The sequence below is a fragment of the Streptococcus timonensis genome, assembly GCF_047463455.1.
GTDB classification, from domain to species: Bacteria; Bacillota; Bacilli; order Lactobacillales; family Streptococcaceae; genus Streptococcus; species Streptococcus timonensis_B.
Window position 1 is genome coordinate 177,075 of the sequence record NZ_JASHDV010000001.1, and the last position, 14,173, is coordinate 191,247.

Sequence of the window (14,173 nt, forward strand, 5' to 3'; positions counted from 1 at the left end):
GTATAATAGTTTCATGGATAAAAAATATGAAAAAATTTCCCAAGATTTGGGTGTAACTTTAAAGCAGATTGATACTGTCTTGTCTTTAACAGCAGAAGGAGCAACTATCCCCTTTATCGCCCGTTATCGGAAAGATATGACCGGAAGTCTAGATGAGGTAGCTATTAAGGCTATTATCGACCTCGATAAGAGTTTAACTGCTCTAAATGATCGTAAGGAAGCGGTCTTAGCAAAAATCAAAGAGCAAGGCAAGCTAACAAAGGAATTGGAAGAAGCAATTCTATCAGCTGAAAAACTCGCAGATGTAGAAGAACTCTATCTTCCCTATAAGGAGAAACGTCGGACCAAGGCAACGATTGCGCGTGAGGCTGGACTTTTTCCACTTGCTCGTTTAATTTTACAAAATGTTTCTAACCTAGAAAAAGAAGCAGAGGCATTTGTCTGTGAAGGTTTCGAAACTCCTCAAGAAGCTTTGGCTGGGGCTGTAGACATCTTGGTTGAAGCTCTCTCTGAAGATGTCAACTTGCGTTCAATGACCTATCAAGAAGTCCTTAGACATTCTAAGATTACATCTCAACTTAAAGACGAGAGTCTAGATGAAAAACAAGTCTTTCAGATTTATTATGACTTCTCAGAAACAGTTGCCAATATGCAGGGCTACCGTACACTTGCCCTTAATCGTGGTGAGAAGCTAGGTGTTTTGAAGATTGGATTTGAGCATGCAGTTGATCGTATCCAAGCCTTCTTTGCTGCTCGTTTCAAGGTTAAGAATGCTTATATTGATGAAGTTATTCAGCAATCTGTTAAGAAAAAAGTATTACCAGCTATTGAGCGTCGTATTCGCACTGAACTAACAGAAAAGGCAGAAGAAGGAGCTATCCAACTCTTCTCAGAAAACCTTCGCAATCTTCTCCTTGTTGCTCCTCTTAAAGGGCGCGTGGTCCTTGGATTTGACCCTGCCTTTCGTACAGGTGCAAAGCTTGCAGTCGTTGATGCAACTGGGAAGATGCTAACAACGCAAGTCATTTATCCCGTCAAACCAGCTTCAGCTCGTCAGATTGAAGAAGCAAAGAGAGATTTGGCAGATTTGATTGGTCAATATGGTGTGGAAATCATTGCCATCGGTAATGGTACTGCTAGTCGTGAGAGCGAAGCCTTTGTAGCTGAAGTACTTAAAGATTTTCCTGAGGTCAGCTATGTTATTGTAAATGAGAGCGGGGCATCTGTCTACTCAGCTAGTGAACTTGCTCGTCAAGAGTTTCCTGAGTTAACCGTTGAGAAACGCTCTGCTATTTCTATTGCTCGTCGCTTGCAAGACCCACTTGCTGAATTGGTTAAAATCGATCCCAAATCAATCGGTGTCGGTCAATATCAGCACGATGTTAGTCAGAAAAAACTATCTGAAAGTCTAGACTTTGTCGTAGATACAGTAGTTAACCAAGTCGGTGTCAATGTCAATACAGCTAGTCCAGCCTTACTTTCACATGTCGCAGGACTTAACAAAACGATCTCTGAAAATATCGTGAAGTATCGTGAAGAAGAAGGTAAAATCACTTCACGCGCCCAAATCAAGAAAGTTCCTCGTTTAGGTGCTAAAGCGTTTGAACAGGCTGCCGGTTTCCTCCGTATCCCTGAAAGTAGCAATATCCTTGACAACACAGGTGTTCACCCGGAAAACTATGGTGCTGTCAAAGAACTCTTCAAACGTTTGGACATTAAGGACCTAAACGAAGAAGCACAAGCAAAACTCAAGTCTGTATCAGTTAGTGAAATGGCTCAAGAGCTAGACCTCGGTCAAGAAACACTTAAAGATATTATCGCAGATCTTCTCAAACCAGGCCGTGATTTCCGTGATTCTTTTGATGCGCCAGTCCTCCGTCAGGATGTCTTGGATATCAAGGATTTAAAAATCGGTCAAAAGCTTGAAGGTGTCGTTCGTAACGTTGTAGACTTCGGTGCCTTTGTTGACATAGGTATTCACGAGGACGGTCTCATTCATATCTCTCACATGAGCAAGAAATTCATCAAGCATCCGAGTCAAGTCGTTTCAGTTGGTGATTTGGTAACAGTTTGGGTAAAGAAAATCGATGTCCAACGTGAAAAAGTAAATCTGTCGCTCATTGCACTAGATGAATCTAACTGATTACGTTAGGCAAGTCTCTTTAGAAGACTTTGGGAAACCATTCAATCATCAAGCTCAATGGAATACTCGTCTGCGGTCGACAGGTGGACGATTTTTCCCTAAGGATGGGCATTTGGATTTTAATCCTAAAGTCTTTCAAGAACTTGGTTTGGATGTGTTTCGAAAGATTGTCCGTCACGAACTCTGTCATTACCATCTCTATTATGAGAGAAAAGGGTATAGGCATAAGGATTTGGCTTTTAAGGAACTGTTAAAAGAAGTGGATGGACTCCGCTTTGTTCCTCCCTTATCAAGCGCTCGTCAAAAACCAGTTTTGATTTATAAATGTCACTCTTGTGAGCAAGCTTATCAGAGAAAACGTCGAATTGATACAAAACGTTATCGATGTGGTCTTTGTCATGGGAAGCTCATCCTACAAAATCAGCCCAAGGACTGATGCAGAGTGTTTTAGTTCATGTTATACTAATTTCAAGAATACCGAAAGAGGTACAAATCATGAATAGAAAATTTTATAAAATGAGAAGATATCGCATGATATCAGGTGTACTTGCTGGTCTATCTGATAGCTGGGATCTTGATGTGACACTCGTGCGCTTCATTTTTGCAATCTTTACAATCGCAAACTTTGGACTCGGAATCATCATCTATATCATCCTAGCCTATATCCTACCAACCAAGGAAGATATAGAAGCGGAGATGTACGGAACTGGCCCACGCAAAATGAAAGAAGCGGAACCTATCGATGATGATAAAGGTTGGTTTTGGTAGTTCTTATTAATTATTTATGTTTAGATAATAAAAAAGATACCTCACGGTATCTTTTTTAAATACTAAACAATTGGCCAAAGAGATAGGTAACTCCCATGGTTAAAAGACCGATACAAAGGTTACGAATCATGGCTGTTTTGGTTGGGGCTTTCCCAAGTTTTGCACTGGTGTAACCTGTGATTAATAGAGAAATCGCAACGATAAAGACAGTTGCAGGAATTCGATAGTCACTTGGAAAAACAATAATTGATAGCATTGGTGGAAGACTACCAAGAACAAAAGCGATGAAGCTAGATGCTGCAGCATGCCAAGGATTGGTGAATTCTTCATACTCGATCCCGTATTTTTCTTCGACTAGCGCCTTAAGTGGATTTTTTAGAAAAGCTTTGTTAACTAATAGTTGAGCTGAAGTTTCACACTCACCATTTTGAAGATAAGCTGCATAGAGAGATTTCTTTGCAGCATCCATATCTTTATCCAAAAGTAGTTGTTCACGGGCTACAGCAGCTTCCTCTGTGTCTTTTTGAGTAGATACAGATACATATTCACCACCTGCCATAGAAAAGGCACCAGCAAGAATAGCAGCCAATCCTGAGAGGAAGATAATCCAGATATTAGTTGTAGCACTCGCTACCCCGATAACAACTCCAGCGATAGAGATAATTCCATCATTTGCTCCCAGTACACCAGCACGTAAAATATTTAAACGACCAGCAAAGTTTGTATCTATTTCATGTGTATTTTCCGACATAATGTTCTCCTTTATATCTATTATAAAATAAAGGAGTAGTGATGACAAACTTTTCAAACTCTCTGAAAAAAGTTCTACAATTCTAATAAAGTCATATATAAACTCAAAAGCCATAGCTATTTCTTATGCCAATATATAACAAAGATGTATTTGTAACCTGTTTACTTAGATGATACAATTAGTTTAATGAAAACTTTGGAGGTCTCACAATGACTCGTGAATTTAAATTTGAAACACTACAATTGCATGCAGGACAAGTGGTAGATGCTACTACCAAGTCTCGTGCTGTCCCTATTTATCAAACAACATCTTTTGTATTTGAAGATACACAGGAGGGTGCAGACCTTTTTGCCCTTCAAAAAGCTGGAAATATCTATACTCGTATTACCAATCCAACAACTTCAGCCTTTGAAGAGCGTATTGCAGCTCTTGAAGGCGGAGTAGGGGCACTTGCCACAGCTTCTGGGATGGCAGCTCTTACTTATACTATCCTTGGACTTGCTCACGCAGGTGATCATGTTGTTGCAGCTTCAACTATCTACGGTGGGACCTTTAACCTTTTGAAAGAAACCCTTCCTCGTTACGGAATCACCACAACTTTTGTTGATATTGATAATCTAGAAGAAGTAGAGGCAGCGATTAAAGATAATACAAAACTTGTTTTGATTGAAACTTTGGGTAATCCAGTTATCAACATTCCTGATATCGAAAAAATTGCTGAAATTGCCCACAAACACCAAATTCCTTTAGTTTCTGACAATACATTTGCAACACCATATCTCATTAATGTCTTTTCACACGGTGTAGATATCTCAATTCACTCGGCAACTAAATTTATCGGTGGACACGGTACAACTATTGGCGGTGTCATTGTTGATAGCGGTAAATTTGACTGGGCTGCTTCAGGGAAATTCCCTCAATTCGTCAATGAGGATCCAAGCTACCATAATTTGAGCTATACTCGAGATGTAGGTGCTGCAGCCTTTATCGTTGCTGCTCGCGTTCAATTGCTTCGCGATATGGGAGCTGCCCTTTCACCATTTAACTCATTCTTGCTCCTACAAGGTCTTGAAACACTATCTCTGCGTGTTGAACGTCATGTGCAAAACGCTGAGAAAATCGTTGATTTCCTTGTGAATCATCCGAAAGTTGAAAAAGTCAATTATCCAAAAATAGCTGATAGCCCTTACCATGCCTTGGCGGAGAAATATTTACCAAAAGGTGTTGGTTCGATCTTTACCTTCCATGTTAAAGGCGGAGAAGCAGAAGCTCGTAAGGTGATTGATAGCTTAGAAATCTTTTCAAACCTTGCAAACGTAGCAGATGCCAAATCATTGGTCGTTCATCCGGCAACTACAACGCATGCTCAATTGTCTGACTCTGATCTAGAAGCAGCAGGAGTAACTAAAAATCAAATTCGTCTATCAATTGGACTAGAAAATGTCGATGATTTGATTGAAGATTTGCGTCTTGCACTTGAAAAAATCTAAAATAACTAGTTTTTATGAAATTAAGCATCCTTCTCACGAATAATAAAGTGAGGAGGATTTTTATGTATAGTATTTCATTTCAAGAAGATTCACTCTTCCCAAGAGAACGCTTAGTGACAGAAGGAGTAGGGGCCTTAAGCAATCAGGAGTTGTTGGCTATCATACTAAGAACCGGAACCCGCCAATCTACCGTTTTTGAAATTGCTCAAAAGTTATTGTCCCAATTAAACAGTCTGACAGATTTGAAAAAAATGTCCTTACAAGAATTACAATCTTTATCAGGCATAGGGAGAGTTAAAGCTATTGAACTACAGGCTATCATAGAATTAGGAAGTCGTATCCATAAACGCGAAAGTATTGAAATGGAAAGTATTCTCAGTAGTAAAAGACTGGCGAAAAAGATGCAGAATGAGCTTGGAGATAAAAAACAAGAGCATCTGGTAGCACTATATCTCAATACCCAAAATCAAATCATTCATCAGCAGACTATTTTTATAGGATCTGCTACGAGAAGTATTGCTGAACCAAGGGAGATTCTACATTACGCCTTAAAACATATGGCTACTTCTATAATTTTGGTCCACAATCATCCATCAGGGGCAGTAGTTCCTAGTCCAAATGATGACCATGTAACGAAACTTGTTAAAGAAGCCTGTGATTTAATGGGTTTAGTCTTATTGGATCATCTAATTGTCTCATATTCTGATTATTTTAGTTACCGTGAGAAGACAGATATGATATAAAAAAACCTGTATCATTTACAGGTTTACAATTCATTGACGACATAATCGAAAAGTGTTTTATCTTTGGGACGATTTTCAAAAAGAAATTCTGGATGCCATTGAACTCCAAGATAAGGGAAGCCGTCTGTAGTTGTAACAGCCTCGATAATGCCATCTTTAGGGTCATGAGCTACAACCTTTAGATTTGGAGCTAAATCTTTAATGCTTTGATGGTGGAAAGAGTTAATATGAGAGATTTCCCCATAGATTTCTCGAAGAATAGTATCTGGTTCGGTGACAAGTCTCTGAGTTGTATAATCAGCAGAAGTATCCTGCCAATGATCCTCAATATCTTGATAGAGAGATCCACCCATAGCCACATTAAAAAGTTGAGTTCCACGACAGACAGAGAAAATGGGTTTCTTTTGTTTGATAGCCTCTTTGATGAGTGCCAGTTCAAAAATATCTCTTTGTAGATGATAGTCATCACTATCTATTGTTTTTTCTTCACCATAAAATTTAGGATCTACGTTTTGACCGCCAGTAAGAATTAGTTTGTCAACCATTCTTACATAATGAGAAGCCATTTCTTCATCACCAATTGGTAGGATAATGGGGATACCTCCAGCTTCCTTAACTCCTTCAACAAAACCTTTGGCAGCATAACTCATCATAAGCTCATCATCTGGATGCGGGGTTTCATTTCCTGTAATCCCAATAACTGGTTTATTCATAAATACTACACTTTCTAATCCTCTTTACGCATAAAATAGAGGAGAGTTTGCAATTCACTAGTCAAATCAACATATTGCACGACAACATCTTTAGGAAGATGAAGATGTACTGGAGAAAAACTGAGAATCCCTTTAATACCTGCATCAACTAGGATATTAGCTACCTCTTGTGATTTTACACTAGGGACAGTCAAGATAGCAGTTTGTACATCAGCATCTTTAATTTTATCTTTAATTTGAGAAATACCATAAATTGGAATACCATCCTTTGTAACAGTTCCTACTTCAGGATGATCATCCAAATCAAAGGCCATGATGATTTTCATTTTATTACGTTCATGGAAGCGGTAGTGGAGGAGCGCATGTCCCATATTCCCAATACCAACTAACATAACATTGGTGACTGAATTATCATTTAAAAGATCAGCAAAAAAAGTCATTAGTTTGTTGACATCATATCCAAATCCACGCCGCCCAAGCTCACCAAAGTATGAAAAATCACGTCTAACAGTTGCAGAGTCGATGCCAATAGCTTCAGCAATCTGTTTAGAATTAACCCTTTCCATTCTTTCCCCATTGAAACGTTTAAAAATTCTGTAGTATAGAGAAAGTCTTTTCGCTGTAGCTTTAGGAATATCAAATTGTTTTTCTTTCACAATATCACAACCTTTCTATCTTCTATTTTAAAGCAACTTTGTGAAAAATGCAACATATATAATAAAAAACTAAGAAATATCTTAGTTTAATTTATTAAAATCAAAAGTTGTCAGAAATCGATATAAATCACCGATATATCCCTGATAGATCACCTTATCTAGATAGCTAAGAGAAGTCACTTCATAGAAATCAGGTAATGTAACACATCCAGACAAGGATAACATTAGTTCATCATAATCTTGATAAGATAGAGTCCGTTCAACTTGATAAGCATCTAAATAAGTGAGTCGAAACATTATTCTATCCTTCTATTTTTCAGTCTTGGTAAATACACCACGTTCTACCAAACTATCCATTAAGAAATAGAACTTTTCTTGATGGATTTTATGATCTTCAGATTTGAAGATGTCAACCAAGCGTAAGCCGAACTTATCAGTAATATTGATTTTAGCACCTGTTAGGTCTTTGTTAATAACAATCTTAAGTAGGAAGCCTTCGCCACTATTTGGAACTTTCTCAAGAAGGCGAGTTAATTCATAGTTACCAACCTTAGTTTCATAAAAAGTGTTATCTTTAAGTGTAAATTTTTTAATAGAAGGGCTGATAGTGTATTCGTAACGACAATTTTTTAGTTGAATAGTTTTTTCAAATGCCATTTATTAATCTCCAATTATTTCTTTTAATGTGTTTACAAGCTGAATAATCTCTTCCTCTGTATTCTGAGGTGACAAACTAATGCGGACTGACTCATGAAGACGATCCGAATCATTTCCATAGTATGCTTTTAGTACATGACTTATTTGTACAATTCCTGCTGTACAAGCTGAACCTGTGGATATAGAAATGCCAGCTAAGTCCATTCGAAGTAGAAGTAAATCATTTTTTTGTCCTGGAAAACCAAGGTTTAGGACATAAGGAAGTTGTTCTTTACCATGATTGGTGTAGTAGTTCAAGCTACTAATCTTAGCTAAAAATAGGTCCTTTAATCTCTGTACAGCTTGAAAGTTTTCAGTTTGTTTAGATAATTCTTCTTTTAGGGCAGCAACCATTCCAACGATTGCCGGAAGATTTTCCGTACCTGCTCTTTTTTTATTTTCCTGGTCTCCACCATGCATGTAGGAATCAAAGTCCATAGTAGAAGCATAAAGGAAACCTACACCTTTCGGTCCATGAAATTTATGACCAGACACAGATAGAAAGTCGATTCCTAGCTCTTCTGGTTTAATAGTTAGTTTACCTACAGCCTGAACAGCATCAACGTGATAGACTGCTGAGTGATTTCTTAAGACCTCTCCAATTTCAGTAATAGGCAAAATAGTTCCAGTTTCATTATTTACATACATGGTAGATACTAGAATAGTATCATCACGAAGCGCATCTTTCACTTGTTTCGCAGTAATCTCCTGATCATTAGGCTGCAAAACAGTTACTTCAAAACCAAAATTTTCTACAAGATATTCGATTGGTTCAAGAACAGAATGGTGTTCGATAGCAGTAGTGATAATATGCTTCCCTTTATGCTGGTGGCGAAGACAGTAACCAATAATAGCTGTATTGTTACTCTCCGTACCTCCAGCAGTGAAAAAAATATGTTGAGGTTTCGTACCTAATAATTCAGCCAAGTCTTGGCGGGCTTCTCGTAATAATTTACCTGCTTGACGACCATGGCTATGAATACTTGATGGATTTCCATAAATATCTTGCATGACTTGTGTCATGGCAGAAATAGCTACCTGTGACATCGGAGTCGTAGCAGCGTTGTCCAAATAAATCAAAAGGTCACCTTTTCTTTTTATTTAAATAGTGGACTAACTGGTTTTCTCTCATGAATACGTACCATAGCATCACCAATCAACTCACTTGCAGTGATGTATTTTACATTCTTAGGGGTTTTACCTTGAGTAGCCACTGAGTCAGTAACAAGGATTTCTTTAATATTGCTAGCATCCAATAAATCTGCAGCGTCATCAACAAATAGTCCATGGCTTGAAACTGCATAAATCTCTGTAGCACCTTCTCTTTCAACAATTTTAGCTGCTTCAGAGAAAGTACGACCAGAATTTAAAATATCATCAATTAGGATAGCTTTTTTACCTTCTACTTCACCGATAATATAGCCTTGGTTGCGTTCTGAATCATCCTGAGCATAGTCGATAATTGCGATTGGAGCATCAAGGTATTCAGCAAGGCTACGTGCTCGTTTAACACCAGAATTTTTTGGACTAACGACAACCACATCTGGTCCAACAAGTCCTTTCTCACAATAGTGTTTAGCAAATAGAGGAACTGTATATAGATTGTCAACAGGGATATCGAAGAAGCCTTGCACCTGAACAGCATGCAAGTCCAAAGTTAGTACACGACTTACGCCTGCTTTTACCAACATGTTAGCAACCAGTTTAGCTGTTAAAGGTTCACGAGAAGAAGCGATGCGGTCCTGACGAGCATACCCAAAATACGGAAGAACAACGTTAATAGTGTTTGCACTTGCACGAACACAGGCATCAACTGTGATTAAAAGTTCCATCAAATGGTCGCTAACAGGATAAGAAGTAGACTGAATGATATAAACATCGTATCCACGAACACTTTCTTCGATATTGACTTGAATTTCTCCATCAGAGAACTGACGAGAAGAAATTCTACCGAGAGGTACTCCAGCAGCGTCTGCAATCTTTTGTGCAATTTCCTTATTTGAATTGAGAGCGAAAAGCTTCATGTTTTTTGTATCTGACATTGATAAACCGTCCTCTATAATTATCTGAATCTTTTTCAAATGAAAAAGATTTCAATTATTTTTATCCCTTCTATTCTACCAAAAAAAGTTTATATTTTCAGTCTTTTTTGCTTTTTTCTATAAATCGAACTAATTTAGATGGTGCCTTCTGGTATTCTATATGATTCTTTTCTAAAAAAGATTGAAAATCCATAGTTCCCTTAGCCTCATCAGCAACTTCTAGTTCGAGTTCATAATCAGTAACATCGAAATAGTGACTTTCATCAAGAGCCATCAAACCAATGTCCGTCTCTTTTTCATAACGAACGGTCGTTAAACACCCTAAAACAAGCCATTCTGTAATTTGAATACCACGATTATTTAATTCTTGAAGTACTAAACCATCCGGTATAAGAGCTTGTTCTATAGAATCCTTAGCTTGTTCAAGGTTAAGTTCTTGATTGTATTCCATATTGCCTACAGCCTGAGGAATTTTTATAGTTAATTCAGCGCTATCTTCAAAAGTCCGAATACGCATGGCTATCTTATTGCTACGTAGCCTATAGTCACAAGTATCTATGTAGTAGTTGTTTTGCGTAATAGGAGTAATATCCGAAAAATATTCTTTTAATTTTATATAGTCTTCTTTTTTTAGAAGAGTTTTTAATTCTATTTCTAAATGTTTCATTTTGAGAACCTTTTATTTTGTTTGAAAGCGATTTATGGTATAATAATAACTGTATTTATTGTATATGATTTTTGCATGAAAATCAAAGAGTAAATGAATATTGTAGCTAAAGAGAGGTGAATCTATAACATCTATGATTACTGAATGGGAAGAATTTTTAGATCCTTACATTCAAGCTGTTGGCGAGTTAAAAATTAAACTACGAGGGATTCGAAAACAGTACCGCAAACAAAATCGACATTCACCAATTGAATTCGTAACAGGGCGTGTGAAACCTATCGAAAGTATCAAAGAAAAAATGGTTCGTCGTGGAATTAGCTATGATACCTTAGAACAGGATTTACAAGATATCGCTGGCTTGCGGGTTATGGTTCAATTTGTAGATGATGTTCAAGAAGTTGTTTCGATTCTACATAAAAGACAGGATATGAGAATTATTCAAGAGCGTGACTACATCAAACATCGTAAAGCCTCAGGATACCGTTCTTATCATCTAATCATCGAGTACACAGTTGATACGATTAATGGTTCAAAGACAATTTTGGCTGAAATTCAAATCCGTACCTTGGCCATGAATTTTTGGGCTACAATTGAACACTCTCTCAACTATAAGTATCAAGGAGATTTTCCAGAGGAAATAAAAGAACGCTTGGAAATAACAGCTAGAATTTCTCACCAGCTAGATGAGGAAATGAGCAAGATTCGAGATGACATTCAAGAAGCACAAGCACTCTTTGATCCTTTGCATCGGAAATTAAATGACGGGGTAGGAAATAGTGACGATACAGATGAAGAATACAGGTAAAAGGGTTGATCTGATCGCCAACCGTAAACCTCAAAGTAGAAAAGTGTTGTACGAACTCAAGGATCGTTTGAAGAAGCATAATTTTATACTTAACGATAAAAATCCTGATATTGTTATCTCCATTGGAGGAGATGGAATGCTTCTATCTGCTTTTCACAAGTATGAGGATCAGTTAGATAAGGTTCGTTTTGTAGGGGTTCATACGGGACATCTTGGTTTCTATACTGATTATAGAGATTTTGAATTAGATCAACTAGTTACTAATTTACAGTTGGATACAGGAGCTAAGGTTTCATATCCATTATTAAATGTCAAGATTTATCTAGAGAATGGTGAAGTAAAAGTCTACCGTGCTCTAAACGAAGCAAGCATTCGAAGAGCTGATCGAACTATGGTTGCCGATGTCGTGATAAATCATGTTCCCTTCGAACGGTTTCGAGGAGATGGATTGACTGTATCAACTCCAACAGGAAGTACAGCCTATAATAAATCACTCGGTGGAGCAGTCTTACATCCGACGATTGAAGCCCTTCAATTAGCTGAAATAGCTAGCCTTAACAACCGGATCTATCGTACCTTAGGTTCATCAATCATTGTTCCCAAAAAAGATAAAATAGAAGTTATTCCAACTCGAAATGACTATCATACGATTTCTATTGACAACAGTATTTATTCTTTCCGTAATATCGAAAGAATTGAATATCAGATTGATCACCACAAGATTAACTTCGTGGCAACTCCAAGTCACACAAGTTTCTGGAACCGTGTAAAGGATGCCTTTATCGGCGAGGTTGATGAACAATGAGGTTTGAGTTTATTGCTGATGAGCACGTTAAGGTAAAAACCTTTCTCAGAAAACATGAAGTTTCCAAAGGCTTGTTGGCTAAAATTAAATTTCGAGGTGGAGATATTCGAGTTAATGGCCAATCACAAAATGCAACCTATTTATTAGATATTGGGGATCAAGTAGTCATTGACATTCCTCCAGAGGAAGGGTTTGAAACACTGGAAGCCATAGATTATCCCTTGGATATTTTGTTTGAAGATGACCACTTTCTAATTCTAAACAAACCATTCGGGGTGGCCTCTATTCCTAGTGTTAATCACTCAAATACTATTGCTAATTTTATTAAAGGTTACTACGTAAAACAAGCTTACGAGAATCAGCAGGTTCATATTGTGACACGGCTTGATAGAGATACCTCTGGATTGATGCTTTTTGCCAAACACGGCTATGCGCATGCAAGGCTAGATAAACAACTTCAGAAAAAAAGTATTGAAAAACGGTACTTTGCTCTTGTAAAAGGAGCAGGTGTTTTAGAGCCAGAAGGTAATATCATAGCTCCCATTGCGAGAGATGAAGATTCTATCATCACAAGGCGGGTAGCCAAGGGTGGTAAATATGCTCATACAGAATACAGGGTTATAGCATCCTATGGAGATATCCATTTAATCGATATTCGATTGCATACTGGGAGAACACACCAAATTCGTGTTCATTTTTCACATATTGGTTTTCCCTTACTTGGAGATGACCTCTATGGTGGAAGTTTAGAGCATGGCATAGAGCGTCAAGCGTTACATTGCCATTTCTTATCTTTTTATCATCCATTTCTTGAAGAACAGTTGGAAATAACTGCTCCACTGCCAGATGATTTTAAGAATTTAATAACTAAGTTATCAATTAATTAATATTAAAGGAGAAAACTCATGGAAGTTTTTGAAAGTCTAAAAACCAACCTAGTTGGTAAAAATGTACGCATTGTTCTCCCTGAAGGGAAAGAACCACGTATCCTCCAAGCTACAAAACGTTTGGTGAAAGAAACAGATGTTATTCCAGTTTTGCTTGGTAAACCTGAAAAAATCAAAATCTACCTTGAAATCGAAGGAATTCACGAGGGTTATGAAGTCATTGACCCAGATCATTATGCTAAATTTGACGATATGGTTGCTTCTCTTGTAGAACGTCGTAACGGTAAGATAACAGAAGAAGAAGCGGCTAGACTCTTGCGTGAAGACGTTAACTACTTTGGTGTTATGCTAGTTTATATGGGCTTGGTTGACGGTATGGTTTCAGGTGCACTTCACTCAACCGCTGCAACTGTTCGTCCAGCACTTCAAATCATTAAAACTCGTCCAAATGTAACTCGAACTTCAGGTGCTTTCTTAATGACTCGTGGTTCAGAACGTTACCTTTTCGGAGACTGTGCAATCAACATTAATCCTGATGCAGATGCCCTAGCTGAAATTGCTATTAACTCAGCAATCACTGCTAAAATGTTTGGTATCGAACCAAAAATTGCAATGTTGAGTTACTCAAGTAAGGGATCTGGTTTCGGTGAAAACGTTGATAAAGTAGTAGCGGCTACAAAACGTGCACACGAATTGCGCCCTGACCTTGAAATTGACGGAGAATTACAATTTGACGCTGCCTTCCACCCTGAAACAGCTGCTCTGAAAGCTCCAGGAAGTAAAGTGGCTGGTCAAGCAACAGTATTTATCTTCCCAAGTATCGAAGCTGGAAATATCGGTTACAAAATTGCAGAACGTCTAGGTGGTTTCTCAGCTGTAGGACCTGTTTTACAAGGTTTGAATAAGCCAGTTAATGACCTTTCTCGTGGATGTAGCTCAGATGACGTGTATAACCTTACACTCATCACTGCTGCACAAGCTATTCACCAATAAAAATTTTAAAGCCC

17 protein-coding genes are annotated in these 14,173 nt (G+C 37.8%); 9 read left to right on the plus strand and 8 right to left on the minus strand.

What is annotated here, in order from left to right; genetic code table 11:
- Positions 1-13 precede the first annotated feature (13 nt).
- Genes QM847_RS00925 through QM847_RS00935 form a run of 3 tightly spaced genes read left to right on the plus strand, consistent with a single transcriptional unit; the run spans position 14 to position 2,911 of the window.
- A complete protein-coding gene (locus QM847_RS00925; protein WP_414353297.1) occupies positions 14-2,143 on the plus strand; it encodes a Tex family protein in 2,130 nt (709 codons plus the stop codon).
- Positions 2,130-2,579, plus strand: a complete 450-nt coding sequence (locus tag QM847_RS00930) for a SprT family protein (protein WP_414353298.1) — start codon at positions 2,130-2,132, stop codon at positions 2,577-2,579. Before QM847_RS00925 ends, QM847_RS00930 begins: the two co-directional genes overlap by 14 nt.
- 59 nt (positions 2,580-2,638) lie before the next feature.
- Positions 2,639-2,911, plus strand: a complete 273-nt coding sequence (locus QM847_RS00935) for a PspC domain-containing protein (protein WP_414353299.1) — start codon at positions 2,639-2,641, stop codon at positions 2,909-2,911.
- A gap of 55 nt (positions 2,912-2,966) precedes the next feature.
- Here QM847_RS00935 and QM847_RS00940 read toward each other — a convergent pair whose 3' ends face one another.
- Positions 2,967-3,662, minus strand: a complete 696-nt coding sequence (locus QM847_RS00940; protein ID WP_269796909.1) for a VIT family protein — start codon at positions 3,660-3,662, stop codon at positions 2,967-2,969.
- 209 nt (positions 3,663-3,871) lie between these two features.
- On the opposite strand from QM847_RS00940, the gene QM847_RS00945 reads away from it, so the two are divergent.
- A complete protein-coding gene (locus QM847_RS00945) occupies positions 3,872-5,152 on the plus strand; it encodes an O-acetylhomoserine aminocarboxypropyltransferase/cysteine synthase family protein (protein WP_414353300.1) in 1,281 nt (426 codons plus the stop codon).
- 62 nt (positions 5,153-5,214) lie between these two features.
- Positions 5,215-5,895 (plus strand): RadC family protein, encoded by a 681-nt coding sequence (gene radC, locus QM847_RS00950; RefSeq protein WP_414353301.1) that lies wholly within the window; start codon positions 5,215-5,217, stop codon positions 5,893-5,895.
- A 23-nt stretch (positions 5,896-5,918) separates the two neighbouring features.
- Here the strand turns inward: radC and QM847_RS00955 are convergent, their stop codons facing one another.
- The 7 genes from QM847_RS00955 to QM847_RS00985 all read right to left on the minus strand — a co-directional run bounded on the left by QM847_RS00955 (position 5,919) and on the right by QM847_RS00985 (position 10,669).
- Positions 5,919-6,608 carry a gamma-glutamyl-gamma-aminobutyrate hydrolase family protein gene (locus tag QM847_RS00955; protein WP_414353302.1) on the minus strand — a complete coding sequence of 230 codons (690 nt, stop codon included), beginning with the start codon at positions 6,606-6,608 and terminating at the stop codon, positions 5,919-5,921.
- Positions 6,609-6,622: 14 nt separating this feature from the next.
- On the minus strand, positions 6,623-7,264 hold the full coding sequence (locus QM847_RS00960) for a redox-sensing transcriptional repressor Rex (RefSeq protein ID WP_414353303.1): 642 nt from the start codon (positions 7,262-7,264) through the stop codon (positions 6,623-6,625).
- A gap of 81 nt (positions 7,265-7,345) precedes the next feature.
- Entirely contained in the window at positions 7,346-7,561 is a 216-nt protein-coding gene (locus tag QM847_RS00965; RefSeq protein WP_414353304.1) for a DUF4649 family protein, read from the minus strand.
- A 12-nt stretch (positions 7,562-7,573) separates the two neighbouring features.
- The gene (locus tag QM847_RS00970) at positions 7,574-7,921 is read right to left on the minus strand and encodes a DUF1831 domain-containing protein (protein WP_414353305.1); all 348 of its coding nucleotides are present in this window, start codon (positions 7,919-7,921) and stop codon (positions 7,574-7,576) included.
- Positions 7,922-7,924: 3 nt separating this feature from the next.
- Positions 7,925-9,040 (minus strand): cysteine desulfurase family protein, encoded by a 1,116-nt coding sequence (locus tag QM847_RS00975; RefSeq protein WP_414353306.1) that lies wholly within the window; start codon positions 9,038-9,040, stop codon positions 7,925-7,927.
- Between the two features lie 17 nt (positions 9,041-9,057).
- Complete coding sequence (locus tag QM847_RS00980) at positions 9,058-10,002, minus strand: ribose-phosphate diphosphokinase (RefSeq protein ID WP_250307215.1); 945 nt, start codon at positions 10,000-10,002, stop codon at positions 9,058-9,060.
- Positions 10,003-10,099: 97 nt separating this feature from the next.
- A complete protein-coding gene (locus QM847_RS00985) occupies positions 10,100-10,669 on the minus strand; it encodes a CYTH domain-containing protein (protein WP_414353307.1) in 570 nt (189 codons plus the stop codon).
- 133 nt (positions 10,670-10,802) lie between these two features.
- On the opposite strand from QM847_RS00985, the gene QM847_RS00990 reads away from it, so the two are divergent.
- From QM847_RS00990 to pta, 4 genes are read left to right on the plus strand one after another with little or no spacing between them, the layout of a single operon-like run.
- Positions 10,803-11,474, plus strand: coding sequence for a GTP pyrophosphokinase (locus tag QM847_RS00990; protein ID WP_414353308.1), 672 nt, complete (start codon positions 10,803-10,805; stop codon positions 11,472-11,474).
- Positions 11,458-12,279 carry an NAD kinase gene (locus QM847_RS00995; protein ID WP_414353309.1) on the plus strand — a complete coding sequence of 274 codons (822 nt, stop codon included), beginning with the start codon at positions 11,458-11,460 and terminating at the stop codon, positions 12,277-12,279. Before QM847_RS00990 ends, QM847_RS00995 begins: the two co-directional genes overlap by 17 nt.
- Positions 12,276-13,166: an RluA family pseudouridine synthase gene (locus tag QM847_RS01000; RefSeq protein ID WP_414353310.1), complete on the plus strand. Its 891-nt coding sequence runs from the start codon at positions 12,276-12,278 to the stop codon at positions 13,164-13,166. The genes QM847_RS00995 and QM847_RS01000 overlap by 4 nt, the downstream gene beginning before the upstream one ends.
- An 18-nt stretch (positions 13,167-13,184) precedes the next feature.
- Positions 13,185-14,159, plus strand: a complete 975-nt coding sequence (gene pta / locus QM847_RS01005; protein ID WP_075567570.1) for a phosphate acetyltransferase — start codon at positions 13,185-13,187, stop codon at positions 14,157-14,159.
- Positions 14,160-14,173: the final 14 nt, after the last annotated feature.

What these genes read in the sequence shown, in the direction of transcription:
- QM847_RS00925 (WP_414353297.1), top strand. Translation starts at nt 14, where the DNA reads ATGGATAAAAAATATGAAAAAATTTCCCAAGATTTGGGTGTAACTTTA.
- QM847_RS00930 (WP_414353298.1), top strand. Translation starts at nt 2,130, where the DNA reads ATGAATCTAACTGATTACGTTAGGCAAGTCTCTTTAGAAGACTTTGGG.
- QM847_RS00935 (WP_414353299.1), top strand. Translation starts at nt 2,639, where the DNA reads ATGAATAGAAAATTTTATAAAATGAGAAGATATCGCATGATATCAGGT.
- QM847_RS00940 (WP_269796909.1), bottom strand. Translation starts at nt 3,662, where the DNA reads ATGTCGGAAAATACACATGAAATAGATACAAACTTTGCTGGTCGTTTA.
- QM847_RS00945 (WP_414353300.1), top strand. Translation starts at nt 3,872, where the DNA reads ATGACTCGTGAATTTAAATTTGAAACACTACAATTGCATGCAGGACAA.
- radC (WP_414353301.1), top strand. Translation starts at nt 5,215, where the DNA reads ATGTATAGTATTTCATTTCAAGAAGATTCACTCTTCCCAAGAGAACGC.
- QM847_RS00955 (WP_414353302.1), bottom strand. Translation starts at nt 6,608, where the DNA reads ATGAATAAACCAGTTATTGGGATTACAGGAAATGAAACCCCGCATCCA.
- QM847_RS00965 (WP_414353304.1), bottom strand. Translation starts at nt 7,561, where the DNA reads ATGTTTCGACTCACTTATTTAGATGCTTATCAAGTTGAACGGACTCTA.
- QM847_RS00970 (WP_414353305.1), bottom strand. Translation starts at nt 7,921, where the DNA reads ATGGCATTTGAAAAAACTATTCAACTAAAAAATTGTCGTTACGAATAC.
- QM847_RS00980 (WP_250307215.1), bottom strand. Translation starts at nt 10,002, where the DNA reads ATGTCAGATACAAAAAACATGAAGCTTTTCGCTCTCAATTCAAATAAG.
- QM847_RS00985 (WP_414353307.1), bottom strand. Translation starts at nt 10,669, where the DNA reads ATGAAACATTTAGAAATAGAATTAAAAACTCTTCTAAAAAAAGAAGAC.
- QM847_RS00990 (WP_414353308.1), top strand. Translation starts at nt 10,803, where the DNA reads ATGATTACTGAATGGGAAGAATTTTTAGATCCTTACATTCAAGCTGTT.
- QM847_RS00995 (WP_414353309.1), top strand. Translation starts at nt 11,458, where the DNA reads ATGAAGAATACAGGTAAAAGGGTTGATCTGATCGCCAACCGTAAACCT.
- QM847_RS01000 (WP_414353310.1), top strand. Translation starts at nt 12,276, where the DNA reads ATGAGGTTTGAGTTTATTGCTGATGAGCACGTTAAGGTAAAAACCTTT.
- pta (WP_075567570.1), top strand. Translation starts at nt 13,185, where the DNA reads ATGGAAGTTTTTGAAAGTCTAAAAACCAACCTAGTTGGTAAAAATGTA.